The organism is Magnetospira sp. QH-2 (assembly GCF_000968135.1).
In the GTDB taxonomy this organism is placed as follows: Bacteria; Pseudomonadota; Alphaproteobacteria; order Rhodospirillales; family Magnetospiraceae; genus Magnetospira.
In genome coordinates this window covers 1,657,401-1,677,788 of sequence record NZ_FO538765.1, presented here as the reverse complement: position 1 = coordinate 1,677,788, position 20,388 = coordinate 1,657,401, and the positions used below count along the sequence as shown (strand labels likewise).

22 protein-coding genes are annotated in these 20,388 nt (G+C 60.9%); 9 read left to right on the top strand and 13 right to left on the bottom strand.

Annotation, left to right across the window (positions count from 1 at the left end; genetic code table 11):
- Nucleotides 1-16: 16 nt before the first annotated feature.
- From MGMAQ_RS19485 to MGMAQ_RS07890, 3 genes are all read left to right on the top strand, one after another.
- Nucleotides 17-1,498, top strand: a complete 1,482-nt coding sequence (locus tag MGMAQ_RS19485) for a YihY family inner membrane protein (protein WP_052716235.1) — start codon at nt 17-19, stop codon at nt 1,496-1,498.
- Between the two features lie 97 nt (nt 1,499-1,595).
- Complete coding sequence (gene rpiA / locus MGMAQ_RS07895) at nt 1,596-2,279, top strand: ribose-5-phosphate isomerase RpiA (protein ID WP_046021110.1); 684 nt, start codon at nt 1,596-1,598, stop codon at nt 2,277-2,279.
- The gene (locus tag MGMAQ_RS07890; protein WP_046021109.1) at nt 2,276-3,184 is read left to right on the top strand and encodes an ankyrin repeat domain-containing protein; all 909 of its coding nucleotides are present in this window, start codon (nt 2,276-2,278) and stop codon (nt 3,182-3,184) included. Before rpiA ends, MGMAQ_RS07890 begins: the two co-directional genes overlap by 4 nt.
- A 44-nt stretch (nt 3,185-3,228) precedes the next feature.
- On the opposite strand, the gene MGMAQ_RS07885 is transcribed toward MGMAQ_RS07890, so the two are convergent.
- The 3 genes from MGMAQ_RS07885 to MGMAQ_RS07875 form a co-directional block, all read right to left on the bottom strand.
- A complete protein-coding gene (locus tag MGMAQ_RS07885; protein ID WP_046021108.1) occupies nt 3,229-3,894 on the bottom strand; it encodes a hemolysin III family protein in 666 nt (221 codons plus the stop codon).
- 112 nt (nt 3,895-4,006) lie between these two features.
- Complete coding sequence (locus MGMAQ_RS07880; RefSeq protein WP_052716234.1) at nt 4,007-4,621, bottom strand: trans-aconitate 2-methyltransferase; 615 nt, start codon at nt 4,619-4,621, stop codon at nt 4,007-4,009.
- A 2-nt stretch (nt 4,622-4,623) separates the two neighbouring features.
- Complete coding sequence (locus MGMAQ_RS07875; protein WP_046021106.1) at nt 4,624-5,079, bottom strand: MarR family winged helix-turn-helix transcriptional regulator; 456 nt, start codon at nt 5,077-5,079, stop codon at nt 4,624-4,626.
- A gap of 164 nt (nt 5,080-5,243) precedes the next feature.
- Between MGMAQ_RS07875 and MGMAQ_RS07870 the strand changes: the two genes are divergently transcribed.
- Nucleotides 5,244-6,026 carry a tetratricopeptide repeat protein gene (locus tag MGMAQ_RS07870; protein WP_046021105.1) on the top strand — a complete coding sequence of 261 codons (783 nt, stop codon included), beginning with the start codon at nt 5,244-5,246 and terminating at the stop codon, nt 6,024-6,026.
- 97 nt (nt 6,027-6,123) lie between these two features.
- Here MGMAQ_RS07870 and MGMAQ_RS07865 read toward each other — a convergent pair whose 3' ends face one another.
- The 9 genes from MGMAQ_RS07865 to MGMAQ_RS07825 all read right to left on the bottom strand — a co-directional run bounded on the left by MGMAQ_RS07865 (nt 6,124) and on the right by MGMAQ_RS07825 (nt 14,820).
- The gene (locus tag MGMAQ_RS07865; RefSeq protein WP_046021104.1) at nt 6,124-7,113 is read right to left on the bottom strand and encodes a type II secretion system F family protein; all 990 of its coding nucleotides are present in this window, start codon (nt 7,111-7,113) and stop codon (nt 6,124-6,126) included.
- Nucleotides 7,110-8,084 carry a type II secretion system F family protein gene (locus tag MGMAQ_RS07860; RefSeq protein ID WP_046021103.1) on the bottom strand — a complete coding sequence of 325 codons (975 nt, stop codon included), beginning with the start codon at nt 8,082-8,084 and terminating at the stop codon, nt 7,110-7,112. Before MGMAQ_RS07860 ends, MGMAQ_RS07865 begins: the two co-directional genes overlap by 4 nt.
- Nucleotides 8,081-9,679, bottom strand: a complete 1,599-nt coding sequence (locus MGMAQ_RS07855; protein WP_046021102.1) for a CpaF family protein — start codon at nt 9,677-9,679, stop codon at nt 8,081-8,083. The genes MGMAQ_RS07860 and MGMAQ_RS07855 overlap by 4 nt, the downstream gene beginning before the upstream one ends.
- Complete coding sequence (locus tag MGMAQ_RS07850; protein ID WP_046021101.1) at nt 9,679-10,911, bottom strand: AAA family ATPase; 1,233 nt, start codon at nt 10,909-10,911, stop codon at nt 9,679-9,681. The genes MGMAQ_RS07855 and MGMAQ_RS07850 overlap by 1 nt, the downstream gene beginning before the upstream one ends.
- Before the next feature lie 11 nt (nt 10,912-10,922).
- On the bottom strand, nt 10,923-11,672 hold the full coding sequence (locus MGMAQ_RS07845) for a CpaD family pilus assembly lipoprotein (protein ID WP_046021100.1): 750 nt from the start codon (nt 11,670-11,672) through the stop codon (nt 10,923-10,925).
- 10 nt (nt 11,673-11,682) lie between these two features.
- Nucleotides 11,683-13,059: a type II and III secretion system protein family protein gene (locus MGMAQ_RS07840; RefSeq protein ID WP_052716233.1), complete on the bottom strand. Its 1,377-nt coding sequence runs from the start codon at nt 13,057-13,059 to the stop codon at nt 11,683-11,685.
- Nucleotides 13,060-13,074: 15 nt separating this feature from the next.
- Entirely contained in the window at nt 13,075-13,935 is an 861-nt protein-coding gene (gene cpaB / locus MGMAQ_RS07835) for a Flp pilus assembly protein CpaB (protein ID WP_052716232.1), read from the bottom strand.
- Nucleotides 13,932-14,444, bottom strand: coding sequence for a prepilin peptidase (locus MGMAQ_RS07830; RefSeq protein WP_046021099.1), 513 nt, complete (start codon nt 14,442-14,444; stop codon nt 13,932-13,934). The genes cpaB and MGMAQ_RS07830 overlap by 4 nt, the downstream gene beginning before the upstream one ends.
- A gap of 193 nt (nt 14,445-14,637) precedes the next feature.
- Nucleotides 14,638-14,820 (bottom strand): Flp family type IVb pilin, encoded by a 183-nt coding sequence (locus MGMAQ_RS07825; RefSeq protein WP_046021098.1) that lies wholly within the window; start codon nt 14,818-14,820, stop codon nt 14,638-14,640.
- Between the two features lie 192 nt (nt 14,821-15,012).
- On the opposite strand from MGMAQ_RS07825, the gene MGMAQ_RS07820 reads away from it, so the two are divergent.
- The 5 genes from MGMAQ_RS07820 (at nt 15,013) to MGMAQ_RS07800 (ending at nt 19,656) form a co-directional block, all read left to right on the top strand.
- Entirely contained in the window at nt 15,013-15,735 is a 723-nt protein-coding gene (locus MGMAQ_RS07820; RefSeq protein WP_046021097.1) for a rhomboid family intramembrane serine protease, read from the top strand.
- A 103-nt stretch (nt 15,736-15,838) separates the two neighbouring features.
- Entirely contained in the window at nt 15,839-17,215 is a 1,377-nt protein-coding gene (locus MGMAQ_RS07815; protein WP_046021096.1) for a pilus assembly protein TadG-related protein, read from the top strand.
- Complete coding sequence (locus MGMAQ_RS21020; protein WP_158498809.1) at nt 17,208-17,663, top strand: TadE/TadG family type IV pilus assembly protein; 456 nt, start codon at nt 17,208-17,210, stop codon at nt 17,661-17,663. The genes MGMAQ_RS07815 and MGMAQ_RS21020 overlap by 8 nt, the downstream gene beginning before the upstream one ends.
- Nucleotides 17,638-18,204, top strand: coding sequence for a TadE/TadG family type IV pilus assembly protein (locus MGMAQ_RS07805; RefSeq protein ID WP_082085329.1), 567 nt, complete (start codon nt 17,638-17,640; stop codon nt 18,202-18,204). Before MGMAQ_RS21020 ends, MGMAQ_RS07805 begins: the two co-directional genes overlap by 26 nt.
- A gap of 12 nt (nt 18,205-18,216) precedes the next feature.
- Nucleotides 18,217-19,656, top strand: a complete 1,440-nt coding sequence (locus MGMAQ_RS07800; protein ID WP_046021093.1) for a VWA domain-containing protein — start codon at nt 18,217-18,219, stop codon at nt 19,654-19,656.
- 2 nt (nt 19,657-19,658) lie between these two features.
- On the opposite strand, the gene MGMAQ_RS07795 is transcribed toward MGMAQ_RS07800, so the two are convergent.
- Nucleotides 19,659-20,327 (bottom strand): Panacea domain-containing protein, encoded by a 669-nt coding sequence (locus tag MGMAQ_RS07795; protein ID WP_052716230.1) that lies wholly within the window; start codon nt 20,325-20,327, stop codon nt 19,659-19,661.
- Between the last annotated feature and the right edge of the window lie 61 nt (nt 20,328-20,388).

Genomic DNA, 20,388 nt, shown 5'->3' with positions numbered 1-20,388 from the left:
AGGGGAGTGATCCAACGTGAGCCAGGATACAAAAGCCAAGGCACCGAAGGCAAAATTGAAATCCGCCGCGCCACTGGGCCTACCGGGCCAGGTGTTGGCGCGCTACAAAAATGACCAGGGGCTGCGCCAGGCCGCGTCGTTGAGCTACACCTCCTTGCTGTCGCTCATCCCGCTGCTGACCATCGCCTTTGCCATGTTGGCTGCCTTCCCCGGGTTCGAAGGGGTCCGGGAACAGATTCTCGCCTTTCTGCTCGATAACCTGGTGATGCAGGATCGCGACCAGATCGAAGTCTATTTCAACAATTTCCTGTCCAATGCGGGCAAGATGGGGGCCGTGGGCGTGGTCGGCTTCGCGGTCACCGCCCTGCTTTTGCTCTCGACCATCGAAGGCGCCATGAATGGCATCTTCCGAGTTTCCCGCCCGCGCCCGATCCTGGTGCGTGTTTTGATCTATTGGGCGCTGCTGACCCTGGGCCCGGTGCTGCTGGGATCATCCTTTACCCTGTCGGGCTATGTGACCACGTTGCTCAAGTTCGATGGTGCCGAAGCCTTGGCCGGTCCTCTGGGCAAGCTGGCCATCGCCGGACCGACCCTGATCACCATGCTGGCCTTCATGCTGTTTTACATGGCCATGCCCAACCGGCCGGTGAACTGGAAACACGCGCTCACCGGGGCGGTCGTGGCCAGTCTGTTGTTTGCCTTTTTGCGCTGGGCTTTCGCGCTCTATGTGATTTCCTTTCCGTCCTACAAGGCGGTCTATGGCGCCATCTCGTCGATCCCCATCTTCTTGATCTGGATGTACCTGTCCTGGGCGGTCATCCTGTTCGGGGCCACGGTAACAGCGACCCTCGCCGAACGGCGCGGACGGCATCATTTACTCAATCAGGGATTCTCGGAACATGGTCGGCGTTTGTGGCTGGCCGCCAACCTGCTCAAGCTGATGGACGAAAAAAGCCACGGCGAGGGAGGCGATATACAGAGGCGCACATTGATCGACGCCGCCGGAGCCGGGGACATGGAAGTGGACCGCATGCTCGACCTTCTGGCCGACGAGGACTACATCACCCGCACCGAGAACAACCGCTGGGTTCTGGCCCGCAACGCGGAAAGCACCACCCTTGCCGATCTGCACAAGATCCTGGATCTGCCCTTGGGCCCCCTGCCCGCCATCACCGAGCAGACCCCAGCCTGGGCCGGACGGATGATGCACCGCTTGGAGCGTTCCGAGAAGACCCAGGCTGCCTTCCTTTCCACGCCCCTGCGCGAGATCTTTCACGGTGACGATCTGCCCGCCGAGGATGAACCACAGCATTCCAACCCGGCCATCGACCTGATGGGTCCGGCGTTAAAAACATCGGATCTGCGCCCCGCGCCGACGGAAGAAGAGCCGATCGATGTGGAGCCGGAAATTCTCGAACCTCTGGCCGAGAACGACCCCGCCGATGGGTTACGGGTCGATCCGACCTTGCGACCTGATCTTCCCGAAGATAGGCGTTAACAGCCCCTTCCTTTCACGACATCTCGGGGATCGCAAAGGCTCGAATATTGATTTAAACTTCCGCCAATTCAGAAAATATCGAGCGGGGGATTCGAACATGAGCGACCAACAAAACAACGAGAAAAAGCTGGCCGGACAGGCGGCGGCGGACCTGGTGCAAGACGGCATGCTGGTCGGGCTGGGCACCGGATCGACGGTCAATTTCTTTCTGCACAGCCTCGGCAATCGGGTCAAAAAAGGCCTGAAGATCAAAGGCCTACCCACCTCGGAGCGCACGGCTGCCTTGTGCCATGAACTGGGCATCGAACTGACCGACTTCGCCTCGGTGGACAAGCTGGACATGGCCATCGACGGCGCCGATGAAATCGACGGCGACTTCCAGATGATCAAGGGTGGTGGCGGCGCGTTGCTGCGCGAGAAGATCGTCGCCTCGGCCGCCGATCATGTGGTGATCATGGTCGATGGCTCCAAGCGGGTTGAGACCCTGGGCCAGTTCCCGCTGCCGGTGGAGATCGTCAAGTTCGGTCACCAACAGGCCGAGCGCCGGGTGCAGGAACTGGGCATCCCCTATGCCATGCGCCTGGTGGACGGCGAGCCTTACGTCACCGACAACGGCAACTACATCCTCGATTGCCAGATGGACTCCATCATCGCTCCGGCGGCCATGCATGACCAGCTCAATAGCATCACCGGCGTGGTTGACAACGGCCTGTTCATCGATCTCTGCCACACGCTGGTGGTGGCCACGGGGGACAAGGTGGAGGTCCTGCCCAAGGGATGATCCAGGACCATGGCCCGGCAATGCTGCTGGTGGCGGCATTGCTGGTTTCCTTTTTAGTGGCCCTGCCGGGGTCGATGGCTCGGAGCGCGGATCGCCCGCCCCTGATCGCCGCCATCGACAGCCCCGATCGCCAGATGTACGCGGCCAGCCCGGCGCAGCTTGCCACGGTCAAGTCGCTCCTGGCCCAGGGCGTGGAAGTGAATGCCACAGATCCCGATGGACGAACGGCGCTGCACTGGGCCGCCTGGCTGCACTATCCGAAGATCGCCGCGCTTCTTTTGGCCGCCGGGGCCGAGGTGAAGGCCCGCGACCATCGCGGTTGGACCCCGCTGCATTGGGCCATGATCGGCAGCCAGCCACAGGTCCCGGCGATTCTCATCGACCATGGAGCCCCCGTGGAGGCCCAAAATGAAAAAGGCGCCACCCCCCTGCATCTGGCCGCCCAATATGGTCACACCCATCCTATGAAGCCGATTGTGCAACAAGGAGTGACGCCCGACCCGCGGGATCACTTGGGGGAAACCCCCCTGCACAAGGCGGCCCACCATGGCCAAGAAGAAGCGGCCAAATACCTGATTGACCAGGGCGCGGACCTCGAAGTCCGAAATCATCAAGGCGCCACCCCTTGGGATCTGGCCGAACAACAAGGCAAGCGCCACATGGGCGCCATCCTCTCGCCGGTTGCATGGGTCAACCCCTGCCCCAACCAGGCGTCCGAGTGCCCGATCACGCCGGACCTGTGTCGGCAGCACCCGACCATCTGCGACAGCCCGCGAACCTACCGCTCCCCACCCGGCACGCCACCCTGCAACGGTGCCGTAACCGTGGATTCAACCTGTTCGTGGTTGAACCGGGAACGGTTGATCGAGTGCCTGACCGCCTGGGATCTGTCGGCGTGTGGATAGGCGGTCGGGGAGATCGCGGTGGTGAAGTGCCGGGATTACGGTGCTCATCCCACCTCCACCCCAATCACATAGTAAAAAATGGAAAAATAGTGACAGGCCGCGCCGGCGACGACGAACAGGTGCCATACCGCATGGCCATAAGGCAGGCTTTTCCATAGATAGAAAACAACCCCGACACTAAAAGCGAGTCCGCCCGCCACCAACAGGGCGATGCCCCCCGCCTGCAACGCTCCGAATAGATCCCCACTGGCCCACAATACGGGAATCCAACCCATGGCCAGATAGAACAGGAAGGCGAAGCGCTCATAGGGCTCGCTACGCCCGGTGAGGAACGCCACCCCTTGAACCGCCATGCCAATGAAAGCCAGACCCCAGATAATGGCCAGCAGTTCCCATGCCTGCCCGGCAGGCATCAACAGGCTGAACGGCGTGTAAGTCCCGGCAATGAGCAAATAAATCCCGCAGTGATCAAGGGCGAGCAGGATCTGCTTGATTCCAGGATTGATAAGCGCGTGATGCAACGCAGAAAACAGGAACAAAAACACCATCGCGGTCCCGTACACGATGGCGGCGGGCAGGCTGCCGTCCCGCCCCCCGTCGTTTGCGTCCAGTATCAGAAAGACCAGTCCGATCACGGCTAGCACCGCGCCAAAGCAATGACTGGCAGCGTTCAAACGTTCCTCGGAACGGGGGAAAGATTCCACATACATGGGTGACCCAATCCAAAGCAGCCCCCTCATTGAGTAGGTGGGGCTGATCGGGAGACACATCAAGAGGGCCGGTATGGCGTATCGGGTCCAATCCGACCCGATACGCGCGACTTTATTGGAAACGAATCAATGCATAGGAAAAATGCTGGTTGCCGCCATTGGGTGTGCGATGGTCCTCGAACCGGCTTTCGACCAGTTCAAACCCCTGCCCCAGACGATCCGTCAGGCTTTCGGGGCTGTAACGCTGCACGGGCAGACCGCTGCATTTCTCCGGCCCGTCCAAGGCAAAAGTAGCCATAACCACCCAACCGCCTTGCGGGAGCGCCGCCTTGAGAGTGGCAATATAGGCTTCTTGCCGCGCCGGATCGGTGAGAAAGTGGAAGGCCGCCCGGTCGTGCCACAAGGCATAGACCTGATCTGGTGTCCATTGGGTGATATCGCCTTGCACCCAGGTCACCGCCTTTGCCATCGCTCCCAACCGCGACTGAGCCGACTCCAGGGCCTTGGCCGACAGATCCAGAACGGTCAGGTTTTCATAGTCCTGCTCGATCAGATCATCCACCAGGGTCGAGGGGCCGCCGCCCACGTCGATCAGGCCGTCGGGAAGACCAATACCGCTTTGTTCGATGAGCGCCAGAGATAGGATGTGGCGGGATTGGAACCAGGTGACTTCATAGCTGGCTTTTTGGCCGTAGACGTCGTCCCAGTGACGAGCGTCCCCAGGCACAATCAGAATTCGCCGTACTGGATATAGTCGGCCCAGGTGCGCTCCAGACGGCGCAGGGTCTTGAAGGCGGCCTTGACTTCGTCGGCGTCCAGGCCTTCCTCGGCCAAAGCAGCGGCGTTGCGCTCTTCCATCTGGCGGAGCTGAACCACCAGGTCCTTGGACTTCTGGGTCAGCCGCACCCGAACGGATCGGCGGTCATGCTCCACCCGTTCTTGCTCCAGATAGCCGAAATCCACCAACTTTTTGATGTTATAGGAAACGTTGGAGCCTTGGTAATAGCCCCGCTCGACCAGATCGCGGATGACGATATCTTCCTCGCCGATATTTGCCAGCAGCAGCGCCTGAACACCATTGATTTCTTTGATTCCCAAGCGATTGAGCTCGGCCCGCAATACGTCGAGAAAGCGTCGGTGCAGGCGTTCTATCAGCTTGGTTAGATCCAGGTATTGTTCTTTCAAGCTTGCCTCCTCGAGTGGTCGCCGACGGGAAATTGAACAGGCGCGAACCGTCGTGCCCCGCTGGTTGATTTCATGTATAAGAGGATTAGAGTCAAATCACAAGCTGTCCCAGCCAATATGCGCCTAATCCCATGAAAATAAGATTTCTTTTGCCTATTCTGCCCATGATGATGCTCCCCGCGGCCTGCGGCGGCCCCGTCCCGACGGCCGAGGAGCGCAAACAGGATGATCAACAGGCGAAGCTGGCACAAATCATGCGGGTCGCCAAAACCACGCGCGACGGCGGCGATTTGGGCAGCGCCGCCAATATGTACGAGCGGGCTCACCGCATGGCGCCCAATGACAAGGCAGCGCTGCTGGAACTGGGCAACACCACGCTGGCCGCCGGCGATGGCGACCGCGCCGCCGCCGCTTTTGGCCGCGCGGTCAAACTGGCGCCGGACAACCCGGTGGCCTTGATGGGACTGGGCAAGGCGCTGATCACCCAAAGAAAGCCCATCGAGGCCCTACCCCATTTCCTGGCCGCCGCCAAATTGCTTCCCAGCGATCCACGACCGCATAACGGCATGGGCGTTGCTTATGACCTGTTGGGCGAGCACGAGGAAGCCCAGACCGCCTACGTGGACGGCATGGAAAAGGCGCCGGGCAATGCCTCCTTGCGCAACAATCTGGCCCTGTCCATGGCCCTGGGCGGCGAGTTCGAGGAAGCCTTGCGCACTTTGGGCCCGGCGGCCGAAGCCCCCGGCGCGGGCGCGAAAGTACAGCTCAATCTGGCCCTGATCCATGGCTTGGCAGGAGATTTCAACAAGGCCGCCGAGGTGGCCTCGAAAGTCCTGGCCCCGGCCCAGGTGCGGCAGAACCTGTCCTATTACAAGCGGTTGCAGGATCTTCCTCCGAAAGACCGGGCAGCGGCGGTGTTGGGGATCGGGGATTCTATCGGCCAATAATTCAAACGCCGGGAGGCGACCCCTCACCTCCCGGCGTTTTCGGTTCACGCAGCCCCGACAGCGCGCGCCCCGATCTCGGAAATCTCTTGCCTTTCCACTACCCGCCCAGGCTGCTCAGGCCATCGATGGTGTTCATGATCGCCGGACCCAGCAGCACGATGAACAGGGTCGGCAGGATGAACACGATCAACGGCACGGTCAGGGTGGCGGGCAACTTGGCGGCCTTTTCCTCCGCCTTGAGCATGCGTTCGTCGCGGAACTCCGACGCCAAAACGCGCAGGCTCTGGGACAAAGGCGTGCCGTACTTTTCGGTTTGCAGCAGGGTATTGACCACGGCACGGATCTGTTCGGAGTCGGTGCGCTGTTCCAGGTTCTCCAGAGCCAAGCGCCGTTCGGGCAGGAACCCCAGTTCCAAGGCGGTCAGACTCAATTCATCGGACAGTTCCGGCGCCGCCTGGGTCAGCTCCCGGGACACCCGGGTCAGGGCCGCGTCCAGGCTTAGGCCCGCCTCGGTACATATCACCAGCAGATCCAAGCCATCGGGCAGCCCTTTGCGCAGCGCCTTGCGGCGGCGGTCGGAGGCATTGCGCACATAGACCTCGGGGGCATAGGCACCGATGACCGTCACCAACAAGGCCACGAACAATTTGGCCAGGGACGGCATGTCCCACAGTCCCAGACCATAAAGGAAGAACGCCGCCATCGCCCCGGCACCAAAGGGCAAGGCCAGCTTAAAGAACATATAGATGACCAAAGAGTCCTTGGATCGCCATCCGGCGGCGGCCAGTTTGCGGGCCGCCTTGTTGGCTTCCTGGGTGCCAAGCAGCTTCAGTTTCTCCACCACACCCCGCATCAAGCCGACGGCGTTTTCACGGCGGCTCTGGCGTTCCTTGCGGCCGCGCCGCATCATCACCCCCGCCTTCAAAGCCTCGCGCTGGGTCTTCAGAGCCTTGACCCGGGCGTTCAGCGGCGAAGCGATGCGCAGACTGTTCCAAACGGCGATCACAGCGATAAAAGCGGCGGTCGCGGCCAATAAGGTGATCAGATCTTCCGCCGGGATCGGCAATAAGGCGTTTAATTCGTTCATATCTCGAACCTCACCATTTTAGCCATCACGGCAATGCCGGAGCCCATCATACCCAGACCAACGCCGAGCATCATGATGCCGCGCGGGTCGGTGAACAGGGCACGCTCGTATTCCCAGTTCATGGCCGAGATGATGCCGAACATGATGAATGGCAGGGAGCCGAGAATCATGGCGCTGGCCTTGGCCTCCGACGACATAGCCTTGATCTTCAAGCGCATTTGGCGACGCTTGCGCAGGATATCGGAGAGATTGGCCAGGGTTTCGGCCAGATTGCCGCCGGTTTCCTTTTGCACCGACAAGCTGATGACGAAGAACTTGAACTCCGGTGTATCCAGCCGTCCGGCTGCCTCCCACAGGGACTCTTCCAAGGTCTTGCCAAACTTCATGGCATCGAACACGGCGATGAATTCGCAGCCCACCGGATCGGCCATCTCGCGGCCCACGGCGCCAATGGACTCCGTGACCGGCAGGCCGGACTTGAGGCCGCGAACGATCAGATCAATGGCATCGGGAAACAGGCTATTGAACTTGGACAAACGCTTGGCCGCCATTTTGCCGACGATCCAATGGGGAATACCCACACCCATCGCCACGGCCATCGGCAACGCCATGCCGGTGGAAAAACCGAAAACCAACCGGGCAACGGCAAACACCACGACCACCAGGATCAGGCTCACCGCCACATAGCCGCCCACGGAGATGGATTTGCCGGTACGATCCAGACGGTCACGCAAGGCCGATTGGCGCGGCAGAATCCGCTTGATCAGTTCATCAAGACCCGGGATCGTGCCTTTGGTTTCCTGACGCTTGACCGTGGCCTGGACCGCCACGCTGCTACGTGCGCCATGGGCCCGCTGGGTGACAGCTTCCAATCGGCGTTGCCGATCCCGGCCGGTGCCCTGAAAGGCAAATACCAAAATCAGCATCATAGCCAAAACACCGACAAAGATGATCAAGGTACCAATCGTCATCCCATGGCCTCCATCAAGGCCCGGTCGAGGCCGAAGTATTTGGCTTTTTGCAGAAAATGCGGACGCAGCCCGCTGGACTGATAGGTGCCAAACAACTTGCCGTCACCGTCCTCGCCCTCGTAGACGAATGTGAACAGGTCCTGGGTCGTGATGACCTCGCCTTCCATGCCCACCACCTCGGTGATCTGGGTGATGCGTCGCACCCCGTCACGCATACGCGAGACCTGCACAACCAGATGCACGGCACTGGCGATCTGCGAGCGCACGGCCTCATGGGGCAGCTTGACGCCGGTCATGGCAACCATGTTTTCAAGCCGGGTCAGCGCCTCGCGGGGGTTGTTGGCGTGGATGGTGCCCAGGGAGCCATCATGGCCGGTATTCATGGCCTGGAGCATGTCCAAGGCTTCCCCGGCGCGGATTTCGCCCAGGATGATACGATCGGGCCGCATGCGCAGGCAGTTTTTCACCAGATCCCGCTGATTGATCTCGCCACTTCCTTCCAGATTCGGCGGACGGGTTTCCAGGCGCACCACATGGGGCTGCTGCAATTGCAGTTCGGCGGCATCTTCGATGGTCACCACCCGCTCGCCATGGTCAATCAGGCGCGACAGGGCGTTGAGCAGCGTGGTCTTTCCCGACCCGGTACCGCCGGATATCAGGATATTCAACCGCGAGCGTGAGGCAATACGCAGCACCGTACCCATGGACGGCGACAGATTATTGTTCTTTTCCATCACTTCCAGGGTGATCTTCTGCTTGGCAAACTTCCGGATGGAGATGCTCGGCCCATCGATGGCCAGCGGCGGAATAATGATATTGACCCGCGACCCGTCGGCCAGACGAGCATCGCAAATGGGCGAGGATTCATCCACCCGCCGCCCGATCAGGGAAACGATGCGCGAAGCCACGTTCATCACATGGGCGTCATCGCGGAAAGTCACCTCCGAGAGCACCAATTTGCCGCCGCGCTCCACATAGACCTGTTTGGGGCCGTTAACCATGATGTCGGTAATGGCTTCATCCGCCAGCAGCGGTTCCAACGGACCCAGGCCCAGCATGTCATTGAGCAACAAAGTTACGAGATCGCGGGTCTCCATGGTATTGAGCTGGATCTTTTGTTCACCCAGGATTTCCCCGACGATTTCGCCAACCTGTGCGGCCAATTCGTCGCGCGGCAACTCAGCGGCCTTGCCCACGTCCATCTTTTCCAGCAGCAAAAGCTGGACCTTTTCCTTTACGTCGCCCACCGGATCGGGACCCGCCTCCACGGGAGCCGGATTCTTCTTGGCGGTCTCGGCCAGCACAAGGTTGATCAGCACCGTCACCGCATCGCGAATTTCGTCCTGTTCCAGCGGGTCTTCGCTGGTTTCTCCCTCCAGCACGATGGTAACCATGTTGGCCAGCTTGCCACGCGGCATGTCTCCGACGTCTTCCAAGTCGAGTCGTTGGCGCAACCGGGGTAGAACCTTCTCGATCGCCTGCTCGATGCGGGTATCGCGGGCATCGGCACTGGCGGGAGGCATCTGGAGAACGGGCGCATCGGGTTCGGGCCGCAGGGGCACCACCTTGTCTGTCTGGCCACGGCGTCCAAACATCACAGGCCTCCTTTCAGGCCCAGCAGGCGTTTCCAGGCCGGTCGCGAGTCGCCGTCGACCGTTTCATCATGCAGAATGCGAGTCGACAGATCGCGCAAGGCCGTGACCGGCTTGCCGCGATTGGCCACTTCCGGCACCGCCTTGCCCTGGTTGGCGGCTTCCAGCACACCGGCGATATCGAAGGGAATGGAGATGTCCACCGGCACCTCGGCGCCTTTTTCGAATTCGCCGCGGGTCATTTCGCCACGGCCCATCAGGCCGACCCGGTTGGCGACCACGGTCAGGCGGGCCTGGGGCGCCGATTGCACCAAGTATTCATGAATACGCAGGGTGTCGCGGATCCCGGCAATGGTCAGGTCGGCGACCAGAATCACCTCTCCGGACTCGGTCAAGGCAGAGGTATTGCTTAGGGATTCCCGGGGCAGATCGACCACCACCATATCAAAGGAGTCCCGCATCTTTTCCAGGAGTTGATCAATGGCGGTGGGATCGGGGTGAATGGCCTGTCCCATGGTCTCTTCGGTATCGAGCACGAACAGATTGTCGCTCTCGCGCACCATGGCCCGCTCGATGAATAGGCTGTCGATACGCGCCGGGTTCTCCAAGGCCTCGCGGAATCCGCGGCCGGGCTCTAAATCCAACGCCAGGGCAGTGGTGCCGAAATAGAGGTCCAGGTCCACCAGCGCCACCCGCTTGTCTTTCTCATGAGCCAGGATCCAGGCGGTATTGACGGCAACGGTGGTCGCCCCCACCCCGCCCCGGGCGCCGATGACGGTGATCAGACGGGCCTTGTCGTCATCTTCCGGCTCAGAGACATCGGGTTCCGGTTCGATCAAGGCATGCTCGACAGCATCGCGCAGGGCGTCGCCATTGACCGGCTTGAGCAGATAATCCTCCACACCCACGTCCATCAGCTGGCGGTAGAGATTCACGTCGTTGACCGTGCCCAGGGCGATGACCCGGGTTCCCGGATCGCAATGATCGGCCAGGCCCAACAGCTCATCCAGCGGGTCCGCCGATCCGGCAAGATCGAGAACTAGCAGCTTGGGAGTGGCTTGGCCGGCCAGATGGCGTAGCGCCTCGGCGGCATCGCCCAGCAAAACCGAGTCCTCGGACCAGCCATGCTCACGGGCCACGCTCAACAGGGCCTGGCGGGTCATATCATCACCCACGAAGGCGGCCCAGGGGGCCCGGTCGCTATTCATATCCAGTGTCGGGGCTGGAAGGGTCATGGGGGTTCTCCTTATTCGCCGCTGCCGCCGCCGAGGGCATCCATCAAGTCCGAGCCACCGGAGTCACCGCTCGAAGCGCTGCCATCCAACGGCTTGGTCTCGCCACGGCGGTAACGGTCGATGCCGCTGGCCAGGTACTCGCCATCGGCGGGGCCCATTTGTCGGCCAGCCACCAGATCACGCGGATCGGCGACCATCAGGCCCAGATTGGTGGCGCTGGCGCAGCCATGATTGGTCATGACTTGATTATCCAGATTGTTACCCGGGGCACCGGTCCAGTCCGGGCAGGGCGGCAAAGTCACCAGGTGGCGCCGCACATCAATGCGCACCATGTCGAATTCATCCCCATTCACCCGGCTTTCAATGATCCGCGCATCAATCCGGCGCGACCCCAGGTAGGCCGCCACCGCCTCGGCCCGGCGCCGGGACAAGTCATGGGCGGAAGTCAGGGGGATGCTGACTTCGTCGGTGGTCTCCAGGCGGATGCGAGCGAGGAAATCATCCAACGCCGCTAATTCCTCGCCGAGCAAGGTGGCGTCACGGGAGTCGAACTTCACCCTATGGGCCATGTCGATGGGAGTCACCGAGAGGGCCTTTTCCGGTTGCACGTTATCCCAATCGCCATCCTTATATTGGTCATGGAGATACTTGCCGCCGAACATGGCACCGCTCAACGCCAGGCTTTCCAGTGTTTGGCAACCACCCAGAACCAACAGGGCAAGGGCGGAAACACTCGCGGTCAGGGTCCGTTTGATGCTCATGAGTCCCTCCTCAATCCAACTGGAAGCCGACGGGGCCGATCAATGACTGGCCGCCGGTGGTGACGGTGACCGGGGCTCCGGCATCCGGGTTGCGTTTGTAGGTCCCGCCGACGATCATCCGTTCCATGTCGCTGGGGGCATGGAAGCCATCGGTGGGCACCGCCAGTTTGCGCTGCGAGACCGGCTTGACCACGTAGGGGGTGACGATAATCACCAGTTCGCTTTCCTCGCGTTGGAAGCGGTCGGACTGGAACAGCCGCCCCAACACCGGCACGTCGCCAAGGCCGGGAAACTTGGAAATGTCGTGGGTGACGTTGTTCTTCAGCAGACCGGCGACGGCGAAGCTCTGGCCACTGCCCAGTTCGACGGTGGTTTCGGCCCGCCGGGTGGTCAGCGCCGGAACGGTCAGGGTGCCGCCGGAGATGGGCACGGTCACCGCGCCGGTGGAGGACAACTGGCTGACCTCCGGGCGCACATGCATGCTGATGCGATTGCCGCCGACCAGGGTGGGGGTAAAGGCCAGAGAGACACCGAACTGCTTGAACTCGATGACAATGCGGTCATCGCCCTGGGGCACCATGATGGGGAACTCGCCGCCGGCCAGGAAACTGGCGGTCTCGCCGGACATGGCGGTCAGGTTGGGCTCGGCCAATACGGTTACCAGGCCTTCTTCTTCCAGGGCATCGAGCACGGCACTCATGCTGAACGGCCCCATGCTGCCCGACCCGGTGAGGGTATGCTGAGTGACGTTGACGTTAAACGGATTGGCGGTGGTCAGGCCCAGCGCCATGCCGCCGATGCTGCCCAACATGCTCCAGTTGATACCCAGTTGCTTGTCGATATCACGTGATACCTCGGCAACCCGGACCCGCAAATTGACCTGATTGGGCGCATCGACGCCGAGCCGGTTGATGACTTTCTCCGCGTCCCCGGCAAATCCGACGGCCAGGCGGCGCAGGTCCTCGGCGGTGGCAGCCGAACCGACGATCCCGCCAAGGACAATGCTGTCGTTGACGCTGCTCACGCTGACATTGACGTCGGGATGCAGGCGGGCGATGGCATCGCGCAGGCCGCCCAGATTATGGTTCACCCGAAGTTCCAAGTTGGCCAAAACGCGCTCGGCGGAATCCACCGCGAACAAGGTGGTCTGGCCAGGCTTGCGGGCCATGACATAGATCAAGCGCGGCGACTTGACCTGAATATCGGCAATTTCCGGATCGGCGACAAAAACGGTGGCGGCGGCGCGGCTGAGGCGAACCAGACGGCCCTTGTTGAGTTCCAGTTCTACTTTACGGTCGGTGACGGAAACCAGCTGCGCGCCATCGGCTTCGAGCCCGAATGTCGCCAGGAGCAGGATAGTCAGACAAATCTTGAAGATCGTGGTCATGGTCCCCTCCCCGTCCTAAAATGATGCCGTTTCGGCTTTGGTGCCGCGCAACACATGCACTTCGCGCCCGCCACCGCCGCCGCCCATGACGCCGAACAACTGGGCGTCCAGGGTGTAGCGTTTGCTTTCCGATCGCGATGCGTCGACAAAGTCAGTGCCGTCGGCGTTCTGATGGGCCAAGCTGCGCAGGCTCAAGGAGATTTGGCCCATCTCCAAAGCCAAGGCGATCCGTTCGGCCTGTTCGGCGGTTACTTCGACCGTGGCGGTCTTGGCCACCGAAACCGTGCCATCGGCCTGTTCCACTTTTTGGTCGATGGCCAGCACGCGGACATTGTCCATCAGCGTGCGGGTGGCGTGGCGACGCTGCATTTCGCCGTCCTTGTTCTTGCTTTGGAATTTGACCGTCAGCACCAAATCCACCCGGTCACCCGGAAACACAAAGCCGGAGATACCCGACGTCGCGTTGACCGGTACCGAGATGGCCCGCTGACCGGGGGTCAACACGGCGGCCAGAAAACCCCGTTCACCCGGATGCACCACTTGGGCATCCATGATCGGTTGGCCTTGGGAAACGGCGGTACGGGCAACGGCGCCTTCGAAGCGTGTCATATCGCTGCGGCCTTCCACCGTATAGGCTTCACTCAGGCCCTCTTCCGGCCAGGTCTGCCAGGACATATGCTCGGGCTTGACGAAGGTCCCGGCGGGGATGGCGTTTTTGGCCACCAGCACGCGGACGGCCTCGGTCATCTGTTTTTCGACGATCGGTTCGCCACCGGGCGCCATTTTCTGACTATTGGCCCAACCGCGGGCAAACAGGGCGGTGAAGGCAGCGATGCCAATGGCGACCACCAGCAAGATGACGGTGCGCAGGGTCATGACAGGCCTCCCTGAAAGAGCTGTAAAGCAACGACGCCGGAACCAACCGCAATGGCCAGGCCATACGGCAACACATCGCTCATCATCTTGTCGCGCAGGCCGGTCCAACCGGCATGGTCAAACGCCCAGGCCAATACCAGTTTGGCCCGCGACACCAGCACGATGGCCATGACGCCGCCGGCCAAAGCGGTAAAGATCAGCAAATCAAAGATATAGGCCGGACCGGCCCAGAGACTGGTGGCGACCAAGAGTTTAACGTCGCCGCCACCCAGCACCTTAAAAGCAAACAGGGCAAAACCGGCCACGAAGACGATCCCGGCCACCATCAAGGACCAGCCCCAAGGGACCGGCGCGGCGGACAACCAGGCGTGAAAGGGATAAAGGCCAATAATGGCGACCGAAATCCAGTTGGGGATCCGGTAACGGCTCACGTCCTGCCCGGCAGCCACGAGAACGAGGCTCAAGAACAAAACGATCAAAATATGGTCGGGGGTCAATGAAATCGGCATGTCGGGGTCTCGGGTCCTCGGGGTCTGAGGGGGGGCTGCCGGAAAATGGGTCTAACGAGAGAGAGGGCGGCTCCTGGTGAATAACTCTTGGGGAAAGAAGGGTCTCCTGCCGGGAGACGTTCCGAGGGATCGGGGGATCGGGTTCGGGATCACGGATCGGAACGCCTCCCGGAGGAGGTAAGACGGGAAGGGATCAGCCTCCGCCGCCCACCGCCGTCTGCAGCTCGGTGGAAACCGCGGTGAACATCTGGGTCAAGGACCCGCCCATGGCGGTCAGGGCGCCGATGGCGGCGACGGAAACGAGAGCGGCGATCAAGCCATATTCAATAGCGGTGGCGCCGGAGTCATCATTGAAGAATTGCTTAAGGGTTTTCATATCTACCTCCTAGATTGGGCCGTAACCACTTGGTTACTGTCTAAAGGATACATATCGAATATATGTTTCGCAATTTTTTTATTTACAATTACTTTGTTTGCAATATTTATTATTTATTGAATAAAAATTGATTGAAATTGTTTCCTTTATCAACCCACATATATTCATCCAATTTCACCGGGACGCCCCGCCATGATCCCCCTGCACGATGACACCCCGACCACCCGCAAGCCGGTTGTCACGGTGGGGCTGATCGTCGCCTGTGTGGGCATATTCCTCTGGCAATGGGGATTGAGTGACCGGGAAAGTCTTCATGCAGCCTTGCAGTACGGCTTCCTTCCCCGGGCCTTTTTCGACGGCCAATCTGTTTTCGCGTCGGGGCTGCCGCCTTGGCCGACCACCGCACTGACCTATCAGTTCATGCATGGGGGCTGGTGGCATCTGATCAGCAACATGCTGTACCTGTGGGTGTTCGGCAATAACATCGAGGACACCCTGGGCCACGGCAAGTACCTGTTGTTCTATCTTGTCTGTGGAGTCCTTGCTGCTGGCGCCCAGGGCCTGTCCACCCCCGATTCCATTTTACCGATGATCGGCGCCAGCGGAGCGGTCTCCGGGGTGCTGGGGGCCTATATCGTGCTTTTTCCCCGCGCCAATGTTTTGGTGCTGATCCCCTTGGTGATCTTCTTCTGGACCACCCGCATCCCGGCATTGATTGTTCTGGGGCTTTGGTTTCTTTTCCAGTTCGTCCAGGCCACCGGAGAGACGGGAGAAGGCGGCGTGGCCTTTTGGGCCCACGTGGGCGGCTTTGTCGCCGGGATGATTCTGATCTTTGTTTTCCGGGGCAAACGGCCCCCCGCCGAGCCGCCCCACCCGCCAAGGCGCCACAAGCTGATTCCAGACAGTGGGAAATAGAAACAATTTTATCTAATTATTCCATCAATATAATACAAAATAAATAATTTGAATAATCAAGCATTCATCCCGAAAATTAACAATAGATAGATGGGATGAAAAAATGAAAAACATACTCAATACATTCCTGAAAAATGAACATGGTGGCACCGCAGTCTATGCCGCCTTCTTCGGCTTGACGATCGTTGCCACGGGGGCCCTGTCCCTGGACTATGGGCGCCATACCCTGCTTCGTAACCAGATGCAAAACCGTGCCGACGCGGGCGCCTTGGCCGGCGCGGCGCAGCTGGATGGGCGCCCTGGCGCCCAGGCACGGGCGGAGGCGGTGGCCCGGGGCGCCACCCAGGCCCATTCCTCCCTGGCTTCCGACAATTCCCTGCTCGAGGTCGCAACGGTCACTTTCTACAGCGACCGGGCCGATCCGCCAACCCTCGCGGTGGATGACAGCGACAGCAAGTACATCGAAGTCATCATGGCGGACCGCACCATCGCCTATATGTTCACCGGTATTCTAGACAAATTCAGCGACTCCGGCTCCGCGCCCCCGAAAACGGAAACCGTGGATGCCCGTTCCGTGGCCATGCCGCGCCCCTACATCTGCGAGGCACCGCCGCTGATGATCTGCGACCCCAAGGAATTCAATGCCGCCGACGACTTGGCCCTGCCCGGCGCCGTGGGGCGGCAGCTGGCCCTGAAACCGCCGCCCAAATCCGGCTCCTGGGCGCCGGGAAATTATGGCCTACTGGCGCTGCCCGATGGCAGCATCGGCGCCTCCAGCCTTATGGAAGCCCTGGCGGCGGTGGAACCCGAGGACTGCTACACCTTGGACGTGGGCACCGCCCCGGGGGTCAAGACCAACAAGATCCAGGACGGCATCAACGCCCGCTTCGACCTGCCCGGCGGCCTGCCCTATCCGGCACCCAACGTCATTGCCTACCCACGTGACCCCGAAGTAGCCGATCCGGTGGCCGGACAGATGGGATCCGGAAATTGGGACCGTGAGGGCTATTGGACCGCCAAACACGGCGGTAGCCTGCCCATGGCGCTGGACGATGCCACCCGCTATCAGGTCTATCTGTATGAACTGGGTGAGACCTTTGCCCGCGACGGGCGGCAAACCATCCATCCGGTGGATGACCCGGCCACCCTGCCCGGCAGTTACACGCTGGTCGCTCCGGCCACCGCCGATATCCCTTTCGACGCGGCCCATCCGGACGACCCGACCTATGACGGCGAACCGTCACAAACCGTGGCTTCCAACGGCCCGGCGCGCCGCATCGCCAAGGTGGCGGTCCTGGAATGCCTGGCCGAGGGGGTCAAGGGCAGCCACACCTATCCCACCAATGGTAACTATGTGGAAATGTTCATTACCGAGCCCGTTCCCAACGCCCCGGCGGGCGCCATCATGGGCGAGATCATCCGCCCCATCACACCTTCCACCAGCCCGGACTTCCATGCCAATGTTACGCTTGTTGAATAACATAGTCCGCAGGGACGACGGCGTTTCGGCGGTCGAGTTCGCCCTGGTCATGCCGATGATGATCCTGATGCTGACCGGATTCGTCGAGTTGGGGCGGGCCTTCGTACAGGCACAGACCCTTGAAAAAGGCGTACGCGCCGCCGCCCTGTTCGTCGCCCGTACCGACTACCCGCCAACCTCGGCCAACCTGGACACGGCCCGAAACCTGGCGCGCAAGGGAACCGTGGTGGCCGCCGCGCCGGATCTGATGCCCGGTTGGGATTCCCCCACCGCCAGTCTCGACTTCACCTACGGCAGCTACGCCGTGTCCACGGACGTGTCGCTCCCGGTGATCCGTGTCGTGGCACGGGTGCCTTACGTTCCCATCATGCCGCTGCTGATGAGCAAGCACGGCCTGAATTTTGGTCATCTGGAGGCCAGCCATGAGCAAGTCCATGTGGGCCACTAAACTCAGAGGCACCGGACGCCGCCTGGGCCGATGCGAGCGCGGCGAGTCGCTGATCGCCTTTGGCTTCCTGCTGCCGGTGATCATCGCATTTTCATTCGGCATTCTCGAATTTTCGCTGCTCGTGTTCGACTACCACCGGGTTAACGAAGGCCTGCGTCTGGGAGCTCGCTTGGCGACAGTCGGCGACTCCGTGACCGATCTGAGCGGATTGGCGACGGGTGCCTCGGTAACCTGCGAGTCGAGCGGCGGGGCCGTTTCCTGTAGCGCCGGGACCGCCGACGCGAACCGGTTCAATGCCATCCTGTCGGAAGTCCGCCGGATCCAGCCTTATGTGCAATCGGACCATCTAAAGATCACCTATAGCGACGTGGGTCTCGGGCACGCCGACGAACCCGGTGGCCTAATTCCCTTGGTGACATTGCGCATCGAAGGTCTGTCGCGGGACTTCATCATCCTCGACGGGGTCCCCGGCATCCCGGCCACCTACACCTATCCCCCCTTCACCACCAGTCTGGTGGCCAATGGACAGGGACCCGCATAAGGAGTCCTGGCAATGATTCACCGCTTGGTAAAATGCCTCCGTGAGCTTCTGCCCGACCGCAGGGCCAGCGCAGCCACGTTCCTGGCCTTCGCAATCATCCCCTTGATCGGCGTCATCGGCATGGCCACGGATTCCTCGCGGGCCTTTTTGGTCAAATCGCGATTGTCCTCGGCCTTGGATGCCGCTGCCCTGGCTGGCGGACGCAGCTTCTTCAAGGTCACCCGCGACGCCGAGATCAATATGTTCTTCGAGGCCAATTTCCCCAATGGCTATATGGACGCCACGGTCACCGGCCCGGTCATTGCCATCGATCCAGAGGCCCAGAAACTGACCCTGAGCGCCGCCGCCTCGGTTCCCACATCGTTCATGCGGTTGCTGGGCTTTGAGACCCTGAACGTGGAAGGTTTTTCCGAGGTAACCCGGCAGATGCAGGCTTTGGACGTGGTCATGGCCATCGACATGTCGGGCTCCATGGGCTCGAAAACCAACGGCGTCAAACGCATCACCGCCGCCCGCAATGCCGCTAACGATCTGATCGACATCCTCTTTGGCAACAGCTCCACCAAGGACCTTCTGAACATCGGCCTAGTGCCCTGGAACGGCAAAGTCAACGTGATGCTGGATGGCCAATTGTACAATTCCGGTGCAACGACCACCGAAGCGGTGGCCAGCTTCACAAATCCGGAGACCGGAGTCTCCCAATCGCAGATTTTCAAGGCCAACAACAGCCCCGTCCCCTTGCTCGAAGCGCCGCCGCCCAATTGGAAAGGCTGCGTCTTCAATCGCTATCTCCACGATGGCATCGACGACAATGACGCCGATGTGTTCGACCCGCCGGTCCCGCTCATGAATGGCGAGTGGGAAGCCTGGCAGCCCATCGGCCCCGAGGGCGAACCGGTTTCGGGGGGAGTCTGCGCCATGTCACCGGGCAGTTCCGAATGCACCCGCTGCCTGAGCCATGGGATCACCCCTTTGCAACAGGACAAAGCCACCATCCAGGCCGCCGTCAATGCCCTGCAAAACCCCACCGGCGTGACCAATATTCCGGCTGGCCTTGGTTGGGGATGGCGCGTGCTCACCCCAGACACCCCTTTCACCCAGGCAGAGGCTGATCCGGACTACAATCTGCAGCGGGCCATCGTGCTGCTGACCGACGGCGCCAACGTGGGCGGCTATGGCGACGGCTACAAGGCCGCCTTTGGAACCGGTGCGGGCGCACGCACCGAGATGAATGAGCGTCTGCTGGAATTGGCCAACAACATCAAGGCCAGTGGCGTGATCATCTATGTGGTGCAGTTTGCTTATCAGGACTCAGATTTGCAGACACTGCTGCAGCAAGTGGCCAGCGGCCCCATCTCTCCCTACTACTACTATGCTCCCGACGCCGATGCTTTGACCGCCGTGTTCCACGAAGTGGCCAACGATCTATCGGAACTGCGACTGTCCAAGTGAGCTTAGGAACGGCGCGGCTTTTGGCTTTCCGCCAAAGTGGGCCAAACCGCCTTGGTGATCTTTTTCGGGCGTTGCGGCTGTTCTTCCATGGGCGGTGGGGAAACGTCGGGTTTCGCTTCCGGCAAGGCCCCCGGCAGCCAGGCATTGACCGCCACCGGCTTGCCGGTCTGATCCCGCATCACGCGCGAGCGCATGACCTTCTGCACCGAGGGCTTGGTGACCGAAGTGCCGAAATCCTCGCGCATGGCGGCGAGCGAGATAATGCCCCGGGCCCCTTTCTCGCGGGCCTGTAGGTAGCCCTTGGTATCGCGGCAAATCTCGTTGAGGCGCTCTGGGGAATAATGCCCGAAACGGCGCCAGATGCTGTCGAGAAACACTTCCACCGGTTCCTCGAATCGCCCGATCACGTCCACGGTCGGGCGCCCGGCGCTAAAAGCGGCATAAATATTGGGTTCGATGGGTCCCATTTCGTCGGCGACAAACTGTCCCGGCATCAATTGCCGCCCGGCATAGGCCACGGCATAATAGGCTTGCGCCAGGAACATCAGACGGTGAAGCTTCTGCGGTTGCAGGTATTCCTTGGAGTCCAACGCCGCGTCGAGAAACCAGAAAGCCACTTCGAACGCGGTTTCCGCGATCGGTGGCGACAGACTGATCTTGGATTCGGTCATGGGTATGTCCTCGGATGATTGCCTTTCCCGACGGCGGATTATAGCCTTCAGAAGGTTAACG